We start from the raw sequence: 15,501 nt of genomic DNA on the forward strand, positions 1-15,501 counted from the left end.
GCGGGCTTCTTCCACCTGATAGCGCTTGGCTTCCTTCCCGGGGTGTGGGCGATGGCGGCGCTACTGTTCGCCTTCAATCTATCAACCGCTACCTGCAGAAGCGCTTGGGGGTACCCTCCGGCCCTGCTCGTCCAGCACCATTTCCCCATCCGACTTGACGAAGGCCTTCTTCGGTGGCTCGGGCAGCAGGTCCAGCACCAGTTCCGAAGGCCGGCACAGCCGCGTGCCCTGGGGCGTGACCACGATGGGGCGGTTCATCAGGATGGGATGCGCTCCGATGAAGTCGAGCAGTTGCTCGTCGCTCCAGTGCGGCTGGTCCAGGCCCAGTTCGGCGTACGGCGTGCCGCGTTCGCGCAGGACCTCGCGCACGCTGAGGTTCATGGCGGACAGCAGGCCGCGCAGCTCGTCGCGCGAGGGCGGCGTTTTCAGGTACTCGATGACGCGCGGCTCGACGCCGCAGTGGCGCATCAGCGCCAGCACGTTGCGCGAGGTGCCGCAGGCGGGGTTGTGGTAGATGGTGTATTCGCTCATGGGGTCTGTCCTTCGGCGGCGGGTCGAGTGGAAGCGGTGCTGGTGTGGCTGGGCCGCCAGCGGTTGACCATCGCCACCAGCGTCAGCATCACCGGCACTTCCACCAGCACGCCCACCACCGTGGCCAGGGCCGCGCCGGAGTGCAGGCCGAACAGCGAAATGGCCACGGCCACGGCCAGCTCGAAGAAGTTGGAAGTGCCGATCAGGCAGGCCGGGCCGGCCACGTCGTGCGGCAGTTTCAGCCAGCGTGCGCCCCACCAGCCCAGGAAGAAGATGCCGTAGGTCTGGATCAGCAGCGGCACCGCGATCAGCGCGATGACCAGGGGCTGCGCGAGGATGGTGTCGGCCTGGAAGCCGAACAGCAGCACCACCGTGCCCAGCAGCCCGGCGATGGACCAGGGCTTGAGCCGCGCCACCAGCGCGGCCAGCGCCGCCGGCCCGCGGCGCAGCAGGCGCGCGCGGGTGAACACGCCCGCCGCCAGCGGCAGCACCACGTACAGCACGGTGGACAGCAGCAGCGTGGACCAGGGCACCGTCACGTCGGTCACGCCCAACAGGAAAGCCGCGATGGGCGCGAAGGCCACGACCATGATCAGGTCGTTCACCGAGACCTGAACCAGCGTGTAGTTCGGGTCGCCGCGCACCAGCTGGCTCCACACGAACACCATGGCCGTGCACGGCGCCACGCCGAGCAGGATCATGCCGGCGATGTACTCGCTGGCCGAGGCCGGGTCCACCCAGGGCGCGAACAGGTGCTGGAAGAACAGCACGCCCAGCGCGGCCATGGTGAAGGGCTTGACCAGCCAGTTGATGACCAGGGTGAGCGCCAGGCCCTGCGGGCGGCGGCGCACCTCATGCACCGCGCCCCAGTCCACCTGCACCATCATCGGGTAGATCATCACCCAGATGAGCGCGGCCACCACCAGGTTGACGTGAGCGACTTCCAGCGCCGCCACCTGCGCGAAGGCCGATGGCACGGCGCTGCCCAGCGCCACGCCGGCACCGATGGCCAGCGCCACCCACAGGCTGAGCCAGCGTTCGAACAGACCCATGGGGCTTCCTTTCAGCACGTGGTGCAGGGTTCGGGCGAGGTGAGCTCGCAGGGCTGGCCTTCGCAGCAGTGCTCGCTGAGGTAGGCCAGCAGGCCGTTCATTCGGGCGAAGTCCGCGCGGTAGATGAGGTGGCGGCCGTCGCGCTCCTGCGAGATGAGGCCGGCGCGGTGCAGCTCCTTCAGGTGGAAGGACAGCGTGGTCGCGCTCGCCTCGAGTTGCTCGGCGAGGCCGGTGGGCGTCAGGCCCCCGGGCCCGGCCTGCACCAGCGCGCGAAAGGCGCGCAGGCGCGTGGCCTGCGCCAGGGCGGCCAGGGCGGCAATGGCATCGGGTTCGTCCATGGTGGGCTCCGGGCTGTGTTCGATATTTCAACGAATATCAAATTATAGAAGTGTGAATGTGACGAACACAAGACAAGCCCTGCGCCCGGGCCGTCACGGTGCCGTCGTCCGAGCGTCATGCCTCCGTCGCGAGGCGTTCATAGCCTGTTCGCGTCGCCACCACCCCAGGGCAGGCCCATGACCCAGGTCGATCTCATCTACTTCAACGCCGGCGGCGGCCACCGCGCTTCCGCCCTGGCCCTGCAGGGCGTGCTGAACGAACTGCAGCTCCCGTGGAACGTTCGCCTGGTCAATCTGTTCGAGGTGATCGACCCCTCGCAGAACTTCCGCCGCCTCACCGGCAGCGCGCCGGAGGACTGGTACAACCGCCGCCTCGCGCGCGGCTGGACCCTGGGCATGTCGCAGGAGCTCAAACTGCTGCAGGCGCTCATCCGCCTGACGCACCCCACGCTGGTGCGCAAGCTGCACGCGCACTGGCGCGCCACCCGGCCCGACCTGGTGGTCTCGCTCATCCCCAACTTCAACCGCGCCCTCTACCAGAGCCTGGCGCAGGCACGCCCCGGCGTGCCCTACGCCACCGTGCTCACCGACCTGGCGGACCACCCGCCGCGCTTCTGGATCGAGCGCGGCCAGCCGCAGCACTTCATCTGCGGCACGCCGCGCGCGCGGGCGCAGGCCCTGGCGGCCGGCCACGCGCCTCAGCGCGTGCACAGCACCAGCGGCATGATCCTGCGGCCCGATTTCTACCGGCCGCCCGTGGCCGACCGCGCGGCCGAGCGCGCGCGCCTGGGACTGGACCCGCAGCAGCCCGCCGGCCTGGTGCTGTTCGGCGGCCACGGCTCGCGCGCCATGCTGGGCATCGCCCGGCGCCTGCCCGACGTGCCGCTCATCCTCATGTGCGGGCACAACCAGGCGCTGGCGCGCGCCCTGGCCCAGGTGCCCGCGCGCGCGCCACGCCACATCGTGGGCTTCACGTCCGACGTGCCGCGCTACATGGACCTGGCCGATTTCTTCATCGGCAAGCCGGGCCCCGGCAGCGTGAGCGAGGCCCTGCAGCGCGGCCTGCCGGTGGTGGTGTCCGACAACGCCTGGACCATGCCGCAGGAGCGCTACAACGCCACCTGGATCCGCGAGCGCGGCGTGGGCCTGGCCTACCGCAGCGCCACCGGCCTGGCGCCGGCCGTGGCCGAGCTGCTGGGCGACCTGCCGGCCTGGCGCGAGCGCGCGCGCGCACACCACAACCGCGCGCTGTACGAAGTGCCGCAGATCCTGGCGGGCATCCTGCGGGGGGCCACGCAAGGCTCGGGACAGCCACTGGCGGACGAGCTGGTGTGCTGAAAAAGTGTGCGTCGGTCTGACCGGCGGTCAGATCGGTGGAGTCGGCGTGGGGCGGAACGCACGCGGCCGGGGCTTTCCTGCGGGCGGGGTTTGTGCGTGCACTGACGCGGCGCTTACAGTTGCGTCTGTTTCACCTTACTGCCCCCGGAGATCCGATGCCCCGCCGCGTGATGATGGTCGACGACAGCGACAGCGACTTGCTGTTCACCCGGCTGGCGCTGCAGCGTTGCGGCGTGCCCTGCGAGGTGCTGGGCTTCGAGCGCGCCGAAGAGGCGCTGGCCCACCTGGCCGCCTCGCCCGACCATGGCGTGGACCTGATCCTGCTCGACATCAACATGCCGGTGATGGACGGCTTTGCCTTTCTGGAGGCCTTCGAGTCGCTGCCATTGGCGCACCGGGGCAGCGCCGTGGTGGCCATGCTGTCGTCCTCCGCCGACCCGGCCGACCGCACGCGGGCGGGCAGTTTCAGCAGTGTCAAGGGCTACCTGACCAAGCCGCTGGGCAAGGCCGAAGCCGCCGCCGTGCTCCAGGACGTGAGCTGACGGGTTCCTGCGCTGGTCGAAAAACCCCGGGCAATCCCTTCATTTCCCCGGCCGCGCGCCGACATCCCTCGTTAGCATGCCCTGCGTGCGCCGCCGCTGCGGTGCGCGTGGGTCAAACATCGCCGCTCAACGGGGCCTGAAGGCCCGAAGGACATCGGTTTTGGACAAGGTCGGTCAAGCGGCACCGCACCGCTGGTCTTGGGGACTGTGGTTCGTCGGCGTGCTGCTGTGCGCGGCGGCGGCCGCCGCCTGGACGCACGCCGAGCGCAGCGAACGCGCGCAGGAACGCCTGCAGGCCGAGGCGAGCCAGCTCAGCCAGCGGCTGCAGGAACGCCTGCGCCAGATCGAATACGGGCTGCGCGGCGCGCGCGGCGCCGTCATGGCCGCGGGCGGCGAGGCCATCACGCGCCAGGGCTTCGACGCCTACGTCTCCACGCGCGACCTGCCGCGCGAATTCCCCGGCGCGCACGGTTTCGGTTTCGTGCGCCGCGTCGCTGCGGCAGACAGGGACGCCTTCCTGGCGCGTGCACGCGCCGAAGGACCCCCGGATTTCCAGATGCGCACCCTGGAGCCGAACGCCGGTGAGGCCTATGTCACGCAATACCTGCTTCCGCTGGCCGACAACGCCCACGCCGTGGGCCTGGACCTGGCCTCGGAGCCCCAGCGCCGCATCGCCGCTCAGGCCGCGGCGCGCGAAGGCCGCGCGCAACTGAGCGCACCGCTCACCCTGGTGCAGGCCAGCGGCCAGCCGGGCGGCGGCCTGCTGTTTCTGCTGCCCGTGTACCGGGGCGCCGACCCGGGCCCCGACGCCGAGCGGCGCTGGCAGGACACCATCGGCTGGGTCGTCGCGCCATTGATCGTCGAGGAACTGCTGGCCGACCTCGTGCCGGCACCGCGCGACATCGCGGTCACGCTCGGTGACGGCTCCCATGTGCTGTACGACGGGCGCGACCCATCCGGTGGCCCCGTGATCGCCGGCGTGGACGCCGCCCTGTCGGCCCATGGCCGCGACTGGACCCTGCGCCTGCAAGGGACGCGCGCCCTGTTCGACCGCCTTTCCGGGCCCACGCCGCTGGGGGCGGCGGCCATCGTCGGCGTGGTGGGCCTGGCGCTCGCGGGGCTGGTGATGCTGGCGCGGCGCTCGCGCCTGGCGGCGGCCTGGATCGCCGCGCCCGGGCGCGCCGCGCGCGCGCCACTGGGCCCGCTGGACTTCCTGCGCAGCCGATTGCTGCGCCGTGGCGCCCTGATCGGTGCCGTGCTGGCGGCCGTCAGCCTGGCGGTGAGCTACCACGCCGACTTCAACCAGGCGATGGAGCAGTCGCAGCATCAGTTGGAGGCGGCCGCCAAAGGCTTCGCCGACAGCACGCAGTCGCAGCGCGGCTTCCGCCGCAAGGCGGTGCAGTTCCTGGGTAGCACGCCGCCCGTGCACGGCCTGGTGCGGGCCCTGGAAAACGGCGGCGTCGATCCCGAGGACGGCTCCACCCAGGCGCAATGGACCACGCGCCTGCAGCAGACCTTCGCCGGCTACCTTGGCACCACCACCGACGTGTTCCGGGTCAGCCTGCTCGTGACGGGGCCCCAAGCGCGCGAGCTGGTGCGCGTGGAGCGCAACGGCCTGAACGTGGAATCGGTGCCGCCCGAGCGACTGGCGTCCACGCTCGACCCGGCCGAACTCGGCGACACGCGCTGGGCCGCGCCGGGCCTGGTCTTCGTGCACGACATGGTCCTGCAGCGCGAGAACGGTGTGGTGGTGACGCCGCGCCGCGCGGTGGCGCGCTACGCCACGCCGGTGTTCGACTCGCAGGGCCAGCTCTTCGGGCTCGTGGTGGTGCACGTCGATCTCGAGCGCGCGGTGGTGCAGTTCCCCACGCGCTCGCCGCCGGGCGCCTTCTTCATCCTCACCAACGCCGCGGGCGACTACCTGCGCCACCCGCAGCGCGAGCGCGAATACGGCTTCGACATCGGCCAGCGCCAGCGCTGGCAGGACGAGTACCTGCCCGTCGACCCCTACCGCGCCGGCGGGCCGCCGCGCTGGCAGGGGCCGCAAGGCCTGACCCTGGTGGGTCAGTCGGAACTGCGCGGCAACCCCGACACCGACGTCGGCCTGCTGCGCTTTCTCGTCGTCATGCCGCAAGACCACGTGGCCGCGCTCGCCCGTGCGGCGGTGCTGCGGCAATTGCCGCTGGTGCTGCTGGCGCTGCTGATCGGCCTGGCCCTCATCTACCTCTACTGGGTCAATGGCAGCCGGCGCGACGAGGTGCGGCGCCAGCGGCTGCGCCTGGCGGCCATCGTCGAGCAGACGCGCGACGCCATCATCGGCCTGGATCCGGAAGGCCGGGTGACCTCGTGGAACCGGGGCGCGCAGGCGCTCTTCGGCTACAGCGCCGACGAAGCCGCCGGCCACACCATCGAAACGCTGCTGGTGCCCTCCGACGACGAGGGCGCGCAGGTGCTGGCCCAGGGCGAGGAGGGCGCTGGCGAAACCCCGCGCATGGAACGCTGGCTGCGCACGCGCAGCGGCCAGCGCGTGGAGGTGTCCATCACGCTCTCGCCCATCCTCGACGCGGGCGGCGAACCGGTGGGCACCGCGGCCATCGTGCGCGACATCACCGACGAGCGTGCGGCGCAGCGCGAGGTGGTGGAGCTCAACACCAGCCTGGAGCAGCTCGTGCGCGAGCGCACCGCCAGCCTGTCGCGCGAGCGCGAGCGCCTGCAGAACATCCTGCGCGGCACCAACGCCGGCACCTGGGAATGGAACATCCAGACCGGTGAGCGCCTGTACAACGCGCGCTACGCCGAGATGCTCGGCCTCACGCTCGACGAGCTCACCGCCATGGGACCGGGTGCCTGGGAGTCGCTGCTGCACCCCGACGACACAGAGCGCTCGCGCGACACGCTGCGCCGCCACTTCCTGGGCGACATGGCGCAGTACGAATGCGAGTTGCGCATGCGCCATCGCGGCGGGCACTGGGTGTGGATCCTCGACCGCGGGCGCGTGAACAGCTGGACGGAGGAGGGCGAGCCGCTGTGGATGTACGGCACGCACCGCGACATCACCGCCGCCAAGGAGTCTCAGCAGCGCCTGGCCGCCAGCGAGGCGCTGCTCAACCGCACGGGCCGCGTGGCCGGCGTGGGCGGCTGGCAGTTCGACACCACCGACGGCACCGTGGTGTGGACGCCGCAGATGTACGCCATCCACGAGGTCGGCATCGAGTTCGCGCTCGACCCGGTCACGCCGCTGAGCTTCTACGAGGGCGACGCCAAGCGCGAGCTGCGCGAGGCGCTGCGTGCCGCACGCAAGCGCGCCGAGCCCTTCGACATCGAACTGCCGTTCCGCTCGGCCAAGGGCCGCGAACTGCGCGTGCGCGTGGTCGGCGAGCCGGTGCAGGACTTCGACGGCAAGGTGCTGCAGATCGTCGGCGCCATGCAGGACGTCACCGACCGCCACCTCATGCAGGCCGAGCTGATGCGCGTGAACGCGCTGCAGCACAGCATCCTGGAGAACATGCCCTGCGCCATCAGCGCCTTCGACGCCGAGCTGCGCCTGGTGGCCTGGAACAGCCAGTTCGTGCAACTGCTCGAACTGGACGCGCTGTTCGCGCGCGGCGTGCCCGGCTTCGAGGACATCGTGCGCTTCAACGCGCGCCGCGGCGAGTACGGCGACATCGACGTGGAGCCCACCATCGAGCGCATGCTGGTGAACGCCCGCAGCCCCATGCCACACCGCTTCGAGCGCGTGCGCCCCGACGGCACGCCGCTGGAGATCCGCGGCACGCCCATGCCCGGCGGCGGCTTCGTCACCACCTACATGGACATGACCGAGCGCAAGCGCGCCGAGCAAAGCGTGGCGCGCAGCGAGACCCTGCTGCGCGGCGCCATCGACTCCGTGGACGAAGCCTTCGTGCTTTACACCCCGGACGATCGCCTGCTGTTGTGCAATGAGAAGTACCGCCGCCTGTTTGCGCACGTGGCCGATCTGCTCACGCCCGGCACACCGTTCGAAACCATCATCCGCACGAGCTTCCAGCGCGGGCAGATCCTGGACACCGGCGCGGACGTCGAGGGCTGGGTCGCGCAGCGCCTGGCCCAGCACCGCGCGGGCAACAGCGTCTTCATCCAGCGCCTGCGCAGCGGGCGCGTGGTGCGCATGATCGAGAACCGCATGCCCGACGGCCACATCGCCGGCTTCTGCATCGACATCACCGACCTGGTTCACGCCACCGAGGCCGCCGAGGCCGCGACCCGCGCCAAGAGCGAGTTCCTGGCCAACATGAGCCACGAGATCCGCACGCCGCTGAACGCCGTCATCGGACTGTCGCACCTGCTGGGCGACACGCCGCTCACGGTGCGCCAGCAGCAACTGCTGTCGAAGTCGCAGATGGCCAGCCAGTCGCTGCTGGGCATCGTCAACGACGTGCTCGACCTGGCCAAGATCGAGGCCGGCGCCTTCACCCTGGAGGACGCGCCCTTCGAGCCCGCCGTGCTCCTGGCCGAGCTGGACGCCGTGTTCCGCCAGCAAGCCGAGGCCAAGCGGCTCGCGCTCAGCGTGAGCGCCGGGCCCGAGCTGCCGCGCCAGGTGCGCGGCGACGCGCTGCGCCTGCGCCAGGTGTTCACCAACCTGCTGGGCAACGCGTTGAAGTTCACCGCCCAGGGCGCGGTCGACGTCAGCTTGAACCTGCTCACGCGCGATGGCGACACCGTGCGCCTGCGCGGCGAGGTGCGCGACAGCGGCGAGGGCATCGCGCCCGAGGTGCAGGCGCGCCTGTTCACGCCGTTCTCGCAGGCCGACGCCTCCACCTCGCGCCGCCACGGTGGCACCGGCCTGGGCCTGTCCATCGTGCGCCACCTGGTCGAGATGATGGGTGGGCGCATCGGCGTGGAAAGCGCGCCCGGCGAAGGCAGCCTGTTCTGGTTCGAGGTGAACCTGCGCGAGGCCGCCGCACCCGACACCCTGACGGCGCCCAGCGGTGCGCTGGAGGTTCTGGTCATCGACGACGTGCCCACCGAGCGCCAGGCGCTGGTGGACATGGCGCGCGCCTTCGGCTGGCGCACCGAGTCCTGTGAGTCCGGCGAGGCCATGCTCGCCTGGATCGAGCAGCGCCTGTCCGCCGGCCAGCCGCTGCCCGACGCGATGCTGGTCGACTGGCAACTGCCCGGCATGAACGGCCTGCAGTCACTGGCCGCGCTGGCCGAACGCCACGGCCTGTTGCGCATGCCCGCCGCGCTGATGGTCTCGGCCAGCGACCGCGAACGCGTCGCGCGCGAAGACCACCTGCGCCTGGCCGACGACATCCTCACCAAGCCGGTCAACGCCTCGGTGCTGTTCAACGCCGTCAACCAGGGCGTGGTGGCGCGCCACGGTCACAGCCGGCGCGTGCTGGACGCGCAGCGCCAGACCGCGCCCGCGTCGGCGCGGCGCCTGGCGGGCACGCGTGTGCTGGTGGTGGACGACAGCGAGATCAACCAGGAGATCGCGCAGCACATGCTGCAGCGCGAGGGCGCGCACGTCTTCCTGGCCAGCAACGGCCGCGAGGCCCTGGCCCTGCTGCGCGACGGCCCGCACTTCGACGTGGTGCTCATGGACGTGCAGATGCCCGAAATGGACGGCCTGCAAGCCACGCGAGAGCTGCGCGCCGACGAGGCCCTGTGCCACCTGCCGGTGGTGGCCCTGACGGCCGGCGCACTGGCCGAGGAGCGGCGCCGCGCGCTGGACGCCGGCATGGACCACTTCCTCACCAAGCCGATCGACCCGGACCAGTTGCTCGACGTCACGGTGCAGGCGCTGGCCCGCCGCGGCGTGGCCACGGCCCCCGCGCCCTTGATGGACGAGCTGCCCGCCGCACCGGCCGACGACTGGCCAGAGATCGACGGCATCGACGCCGCGCAGGCGCGCCGCCGCCTGGGCGGTGACGTGGCGCTGCTGCGCCGCAGCCTGCGCCGCCTGTTCGACGAATTCGCCCCGCTGGCCGAGGAAACGCTGCCCGCCTCGCTGGAGCCCGCCGCGCGCCAGCAACTGGCCGCGCGCGTGCACAAGCTGCGCGGCGCCGCCGGCCTGATCGACGCCGTGGTCCTGCACCGCCAGTCGGGCGTGGTGGAGAACGGCCTGCGCGACGGGCAATCGGTCCAGACCCTGCAGACGCCCTGGCGCGAACTGCAGGCCAGCCTGCGCCGCCTGCAACTGGCCGCGACGGGCTGGCTGGCCCAGGCCAGCGGCGGCACGGGCGCCGACAGCAGCGAGCCACCCGCCGACGACGAGGCGCTGCGCCGCCTGCACGAGCTGCTGGCGCGCCACGACCTCGACGCCCTGAGCCTGTTCGACACCCACGGTGCCGCGCTGCGCCGCCGCCTGGGCGAAGCGCGCGCCAGCGAACTGGAAAACCACATTGGCGCGCTCGACTTCGCGGCCGCCGCCGGGCTGCTGCAGCGGGAGCTCACCCCATGACGGGCCATGACCTGATCGACGCCGTGCTGCCCGACATCCTGATCGTCGACGACGACCCGGGCATGGTGCAGGTGCTGGCCAAGGCGCTGCGGCCCCTGGGCCGGCTGCGCTTTGCCATGCACGGCCAGGACGCGCTGGAGCGCATCGCCAGTGCCGTGCCCGACATCGTGCTGCTGGACGCGCAGATGCCCGGCCTCTCCGGCTTCGACGTGCTCGACGCCATCAAGGCCAACCCCGACCTGGCCGACCTGCCGGTGATCATGGTCACCAGCCACGCCGAGGCCGATTTCGAACAGGCCGGCCTGGAACGCGGCGCGGCCGACTTCATCGCCAAGCCCATCCACCCGCCGGTGGTTCAGGCGCGCGTGCGCACCCAGCTTCGGCTGAAGCAGGCCAACGACCAGCTCAAGCAGATGTCGGCCACCGACCGCCAGAACCTCGCCGTGGCGCAGGAGGACCTGAGCGACAGCCACGCCCGCCTGCAGCGCACCGCCGACGAGTTGCGCCTGGCCAACGACAGCCTGGTGCAGTTCGTGCGCATCGCCTCGCACGACCTGCGCGAGCCGCTCAACACCATCGCCCAGTTCGTGGGCCTGATCGACGAGGACCACGGCGCGCAACTGCCGCCGGAGGCGCAGCGCTACATGCGCCTGGTGCTGCGCGCCAGCGCGCGCATGCGCACCCTGCTCGATGACGTCGTGCGTTACGCGCGGCTGCAGGCCGGCGAGACCGACGAACCCACGCCGGTGCCGCTGGACCGCGTGATGGCCGAACTGCGCGACGCGCTGGCCGCGCGCATCCACGAGACCGGGGCCGAGCTGCGCATCGACCCGCTGCCGGTGGTGCGGGGCCAGGCCAGCCTGCTCTCGCTGCTGTTCCAGAACCTGCTCACCAACGCGCTGAAGTTCGTGCCGCGCAACCGCACGCCCCAGGTGCGCGTGAGCGCCTGTGTGCAGGACGGCCGGGTCAAGGTCTCCGTCAGCGACAACGGCATCGGCATCGCGCCCGAGCACGTGAGCCGCCTGTTCCAGCCCTTCCAGCGCCTGAACCTCAAGAGCGAGTACGAAGGCACCGGCCTGGGCCTGGCGGTGGCGCGCCAGATCGCCGAAGCACACGGCGGCACGATCGGCGTGCGCTCGAACCCGGAGCAGGGCGTGGTGTTCGAGGTGACGCTGCCGCTGGATGGCTGATGGCTGTTTCGGAAAGTGAGCCATTCGGCCGACAATCCGCGCACACACGGAACCGGGGCATGAACGAACAGGGTGGTCGACTTGCAGGAACCTGGCCGGCGCGCTGGTGGCGCGCCGGTTGCTTCGTGCTGCTCATGGCGCTACTGGGTTGCGCCGAGGTGCCGCAACCACCGCTGGCCGTGGGCATGAGCGCCTGGGTCGGCTTCGATCCCCTCGTCCTCGCGCGCGACCGGCGCCTGGTGGCGCCCAGCCAGGTGAAGGTCGTGGAGCTGGCTTCGGGTACCGAGGTCCAGCGCGCGCTCAACAACGGCCTGCTCGACGCGGCGGCGGTCTCGCTGGACGAGACCCTGCGCCTCGTGGACGCCGGTCTTGACCTGCGCATCGTGGCCCTGCTGGCCGCCTCGCACGGCGCCGACGTGGTGGTGGCGCGGCCCGACATCCGCTCGCCGCGGGACCTGCGCGGCGAATTCGTGGCGGTGGAGGACAGCTCGGGCGGCGCGTTCATGTTGCAACGCCTGCTGGGCAAGACGGGGCTGACGCGTGCCGACATCCGCGTGGTGAACCTGGAGGTCGGTGGCCACCTCGACGCCTTGCGCGATGGCCGTGTGGCCGCAGCGGTGAGCTACGCGCCCGTCTCCGCGCCCCTCATCGCCGCGGGTTTCCAGCCCATCTTCAGCAGCCGTGGCATACCGGGCGAGGTGGTCGACGTGCTGGTGGTGCGCACCGCGGTGCTGCGCGAACGGCCCGAGGCGGTGGACGAGTTGCTGCGGACCTGGGACGCCGGCCTCCAGGCCTTGCGCACCGACACCTCGCAAGCGGCTTCCACGCTCGCGCGCGGCACCGAGTTGAGCACCATCGATTACGTGGGCGTGTTCAAGGACGTGGAATTCGTGGGCCTGCAGACCTCGTTGCGCCAGCTCACCGGGCCCTCGGTCGAGCTCGAGGCCAAGGCGCGCGCCGTCGGTGGCGCGCTCATGGAAGCCGGCCTGTTGCGGCGCATGCCCCTTCTGGTGGAGCTGGTGGAGACCTCGGCCCTCAAGCGCGTGCTCGGCGCGCCGGGGCATTCATGATCGGGCCGGCCGGCCGCTGGATGCCCCCGGGCCGCTGGCTCGTGCCGCTGCTGCTGGCGCTGTTCGCGCTGTTGACGGCGGGCACCAAGTACGTCATGGGCGTGCGTCAGCTCGACGCCGAAGTGACGCAGGCCGAGACGCGCCGCCTGCGCGAGCGCCTCACCGTCGAGCAGAGCCGCCTGAACCTGCAGGCCGATCCGTCCAGCCTGTCCTTCGCACGCGGCGTCATCGGTGGCATGGGCCTGTACAAGGGCATGCGCGCGGCCTTCCTGCTCCAGCCCGGGGGGCGGGTGCAGGCCTCGCTCACACGCTCGGACGTCGGCCGCGACTTCGCCGAGGTGGTGGCGGGGCGCCCCGAGTTCGCCTACCTCGACACGCTGCCCCGGGGGGCGCTGGACCCGCTGGCCATCGTGCCGCGCCACCGAGGCGACAGCCACGAACTCTTGGGCGCGGTGCCCCTGAGCAACGGCCGCCGGCTGGTGGTGCTGGTCGACACCACCGTGCCGCTGGCGCAGCGCCACGCGCAACTGCGCCAGGAGATGCTGCGCGAGACGGCGCTGCTGCTGGCGCTGGCTGGCTTGCTGGGGCTGGTGCTGCACTTCGTGTGGTTCCGCCGCGCCGAGCGCCTCGCCCGCGCGCTCACCGACATGGGCGAGGGCCGGCTGCAGGTGCGAACCGGCTTGCAGGGTTTCGACGAACTGGCCCTCATCGGCCGCGCGGCCGACCGCATGGCCGAGCGCCTGCAGCAGAACCAGCGGCGCCTGCAGCACCTGGGCGCGCTGGTCGACCGCTCGCCTGCCGTGGTGATCGAATGGGCCAACGCGCCGGGCTGGCCCATGACCTACCTCAGTCCCACGGTGGCGCAGTGGGGCCACGAGGCCGATGCACTGCTGCGCGGCGACATCGACTGGGACGAGCTCGTGCACCCCGACGACCTGCAGCGCATGAACGCCGAGATCGACACGCACCTGGCCGCCGGCATCACCGAGTACCGGCAGGAATACCGGCTGCGACGCGCCGACGGGCGCTGGGTCTGGATCGAGGACCGCACCTCGATCACACTGCGCCCCGACGGCAGCATGGACACCATGAGTGGCATCCTGCTCGACATCACGGCGCAGAAAGAGGCGCAACTGGCGCTGCGCGAACAGAAAGGCCTGCTGGAGCAGGCCGAGGGCCTGGCCGGCCTGGGCAGCTGGCGCTTCGACATGGCCGATGGGCGCGTCTGGTGGTCCGGGCAGATGTTTCGCAACATCGGGCGCGACCCGGCGCTGGGCCCGCCGCCCACGCTGGCGGGCTACCTCGATTGCCTGCACCCGGAGGACCGCGGCAGGGTCCACGGCTTCATGCGCTTTTCGGCTGGCGGAGAGGGCGTGGCGCACGCCGAGTTCCGCCGCCACCCGGATCTGGGCGAGGAGCGCTGGTTCCGCGCCAGCGTGGAGCGCCACCTCGGACCTGATGGCGCCTGGCGCTACGCCGGCACGCTGCTCGACATCACGGCGCTCAAGGAGGCCCAACTGGCCCTGCAGCGCACCAACGCCGACCTGGAGCACCGCGTGCGCGAGCGCACCGAGCAGCTCAGCGCCGCCAACCGCGAACTGGAGGCCTTCAGCTACACCGTGTCGCACGACCTCAAGGCACCGCTGCGCGGCATCGACGGCTACAGCCAGTTGCTGGAGGAAGAGGCCGGCCCCGCGCTGGGCGAAGAGGCGCGTGGTTTCGTCAAGCGCATCCGCCGCGGCGTGCAGCAGATGGGCAGCCTCATCAACGACCTGCTGGACTACTCGCGCATGGAACGCCGCGCCATGGACCTGCAACCGCTGGACCTGATGTCCACCGTGCAGCGCGTGCTCGACGAGTTCGGCGCCGACATCGACCGCAGCCGCGCGGAGGTGAGGCTTGCGCTGGCGCCCTTGCGCCTGCGGCTGGACCGCGAAGGCATGTCCGTGGTGTTGCGCAATCTGGTGGGCAATGCGCTGAAGTTCGCCCACCCCGGCCAGCCGCCCCGCATCGAGATCGGCGCGGGCCTGTCGGCCGAAGGCCAGCGGGTCTGGGTGCGCGACCACGGTGTGGGCTTCGACATGAAGTACCACGACCGCATCTTCGGCATCTTCCAGCGCCTGCAGCGCGCCGAGGACTACCCCGGCACCGGTGTCGGCCTGGCCCTGGTGGCCAAGGCCGTGCAGCGCATGGGCGGGCGTGTGTGGGCCGAGAGCGTCCCCGGCCAGGGCACCACCTTCTTCCTGGAGTTCCCGGAATGAACAGGCAACCCCGCGCATTCCCGGGATGACCGCGGCCTCCCGAGGGCCTAGGATCCGTGCACTGGTGCCTGTTCAACGAACGCCCCGACCCGCCCTGAGGCCGGCGGGGAACGGAAGGAGACCGACATGCTGCGCATCCTCATCCCCGTCGACGGTTCGCCCGAATCCATGGCCGCCGTGCGCCACGTGCTCACGCTGGTGGGCAACGGCCTGCGGGCGCGCTGCGTGCTGGCCAACGTGCAGGCCAGCGCCAGCCTGTACGAGGTGGTGGTGGCGCGCGACCCGGCCGTGCTGGACCGCGTGGCCGAAGCAGCGGGGCGCGAACTGATCAAGCCGGCGCAGCAGCTGCTGACGGCCGCTGGCGTCGCGGTCGACGTGGAGGTGGTGCACCAGGGCGACATCGGCCCGGCCCTGCTCGACCTGGCGGATCGACATGGGGCGCAGGCCATCGTGGTGGGTGCCGGGGCGGCCGGCCTGGCCGACCGCGTGCTCGGCTCGGTCAGCTTCGACCTGGTGCGCGATGCGCGGGTGCCGGTGACGGTGGTGCGGGTGGCCGACTGATCGCCGCCCAGGCCGGCCTTCCCCCAACCGCCCATCACCGCGCCGCCAATCCCCCGAAAAGCCCCTCAAGTCCCTGCCAATTCGGCCGATAGGGATGTCAGAACGCCCGGCTTGTCCCTGCCTGGCGACCGACATCATTGGGGGTGCCCATGATCCCGTCCAACCCGACTGCTTCC

10 protein-coding genes are annotated in these 15,501 nt (G+C 71.4%); 7 read left to right on the plus strand and 3 right to left on the minus strand.

Going from position 1 to position 15,501, the window contains the following annotated elements:
* Positions 1 to 81 precede the first annotated feature (81 nt).
* Genes arsC through GTO19_RS12915 form a run of 3 tightly spaced genes read right to left on the minus strand, consistent with a single transcriptional unit; the run spans position 82 to position 1,921 of the window.
* Positions 82 to 531 carry an arsenate reductase (glutaredoxin) gene (arsC, locus tag GTO19_RS12905; protein ID WP_291021298.1) on the minus strand — a complete coding sequence of 150 codons (450 nt, stop codon included), beginning with the start codon at positions 529 to 531 and terminating at the stop codon, positions 82 to 84.
* Positions 528 to 1,583: an ACR3 family arsenite efflux transporter gene (gene arsB, locus GTO19_RS12910; RefSeq protein WP_291021299.1), complete on the minus strand. Its 1,056-nt coding sequence runs from the start codon at positions 1,581 to 1,583 to the stop codon at positions 528 to 530. The genes arsC and arsB overlap by 4 nt, the downstream gene beginning before the upstream one ends.
* A gap of 11 nt (positions 1,584 to 1,594) precedes the next feature.
* Entirely contained in the window at positions 1,595 to 1,921 is a 327-nt protein-coding gene (locus GTO19_RS12915) for a helix-turn-helix transcriptional regulator (protein ID WP_291021300.1), read from the minus strand.
* A gap of 177 nt (positions 1,922 to 2,098) precedes the next feature.
* Here GTO19_RS12915 and GTO19_RS12920 point away from each other — a divergent pair, with 177 nt between their 5' ends.
* From GTO19_RS12920 to GTO19_RS12950, 7 genes are all read left to right on the plus strand, one after another.
* Positions 2,099 to 3,259 (plus strand): galactosyldiacylglycerol synthase, encoded by a 1,161-nt coding sequence (locus GTO19_RS12920; protein WP_291021301.1) that lies wholly within the window; start codon positions 2,099 to 2,101, stop codon positions 3,257 to 3,259.
* Between the two features lie 155 nt (positions 3,260 to 3,414).
* Positions 3,415 to 3,801 (plus strand): response regulator, encoded by a 387-nt coding sequence (locus tag GTO19_RS12925; RefSeq protein ID WP_291021302.1) that lies wholly within the window; start codon positions 3,415 to 3,417, stop codon positions 3,799 to 3,801.
* A gap of 160 nt (positions 3,802 to 3,961) precedes the next feature.
* A complete protein-coding gene (locus tag GTO19_RS12930) occupies positions 3,962 to 10,243 on the plus strand; it encodes a PAS-domain containing protein (RefSeq protein WP_291021303.1) in 6,282 nt (2,093 codons plus the stop codon).
* Positions 10,240 to 11,433: an ATP-binding protein gene (locus tag GTO19_RS12935; RefSeq protein ID WP_291021304.1), complete on the plus strand. Its 1,194-nt coding sequence runs from the start codon at positions 10,240 to 10,242 to the stop codon at positions 11,431 to 11,433. The genes GTO19_RS12930 and GTO19_RS12935 overlap by 4 nt, the downstream gene beginning before the upstream one ends.
* Positions 11,434 to 11,492: 59 nt before the next feature.
* Positions 11,493 to 12,503, plus strand: coding sequence for an ABC transporter substrate-binding protein (locus GTO19_RS12940; protein WP_291021305.1), 1,011 nt, complete (start codon positions 11,493 to 11,495; stop codon positions 12,501 to 12,503).
* The gene (locus GTO19_RS12945) at positions 12,500 to 14,764 is read left to right on the plus strand and encodes a PAS domain-containing protein (protein ID WP_291021306.1); all 2,265 of its coding nucleotides are present in this window, start codon (positions 12,500 to 12,502) and stop codon (positions 14,762 to 14,764) included. Before GTO19_RS12940 ends, GTO19_RS12945 begins: the two co-directional genes overlap by 4 nt.
* 126 nt (positions 14,765 to 14,890) lie before the next feature.
* Positions 14,891 to 15,325, plus strand: coding sequence for a universal stress protein (locus GTO19_RS12950; protein ID WP_291021307.1), 435 nt, complete (start codon positions 14,891 to 14,893; stop codon positions 15,323 to 15,325).
* Positions 15,326 to 15,501: the final 176 nt, after the last annotated feature.

This window comes from Hydrogenophaga sp. (genome assembly GCF_011772445.1).
Taxonomy (GTDB): Bacteria; Pseudomonadota; Gammaproteobacteria; order Burkholderiales; family Burkholderiaceae_C; genus Hydrogenophaga.

Excerpts from the sequence above, each read along its gene's own strand:
- GTO19_RS12915 (WP_291021300.1), bottom strand. The coding sequence starts at position 1,921 with ATGGACGAACCCGATGCCATTGCCGCCCTGGCCGCCCTGGCGCAGGCC.
- GTO19_RS12950 (WP_291021307.1), top strand. The coding sequence starts at position 14,891 with ATGCTGCGCATCCTCATCCCCGTCGACGGTTCGCCCGAATCCATGGCC.
- GTO19_RS12935 (WP_291021304.1), top strand. The coding sequence starts at position 10,240 with ATGACGGGCCATGACCTGATCGACGCCGTGCTGCCCGACATCCTGATC.
- GTO19_RS12925 (WP_291021302.1), top strand. The coding sequence starts at position 3,415 with ATGCCCCGCCGCGTGATGATGGTCGACGACAGCGACAGCGACTTGCTG.
- GTO19_RS12920 (WP_291021301.1), top strand. The coding sequence starts at position 2,099 with ATGACCCAGGTCGATCTCATCTACTTCAACGCCGGCGGCGGCCACCGC.
- arsC (WP_291021298.1), bottom strand. The coding sequence starts at position 531 with ATGAGCGAATACACCATCTACCACAACCCCGCCTGCGGCACCTCGCGC.
- GTO19_RS12940 (WP_291021305.1), top strand. The coding sequence starts at position 11,493 with ATGAACGAACAGGGTGGTCGACTTGCAGGAACCTGGCCGGCGCGCTGG.
- arsB (WP_291021299.1), bottom strand. The coding sequence starts at position 1,583 with ATGGGTCTGTTCGAACGCTGGCTCAGCCTGTGGGTGGCGCTGGCCATC.
- GTO19_RS12945 (WP_291021306.1), top strand. The coding sequence starts at position 12,500 with ATGATCGGGCCGGCCGGCCGCTGGATGCCCCCGGGCCGCTGGCTCGTG.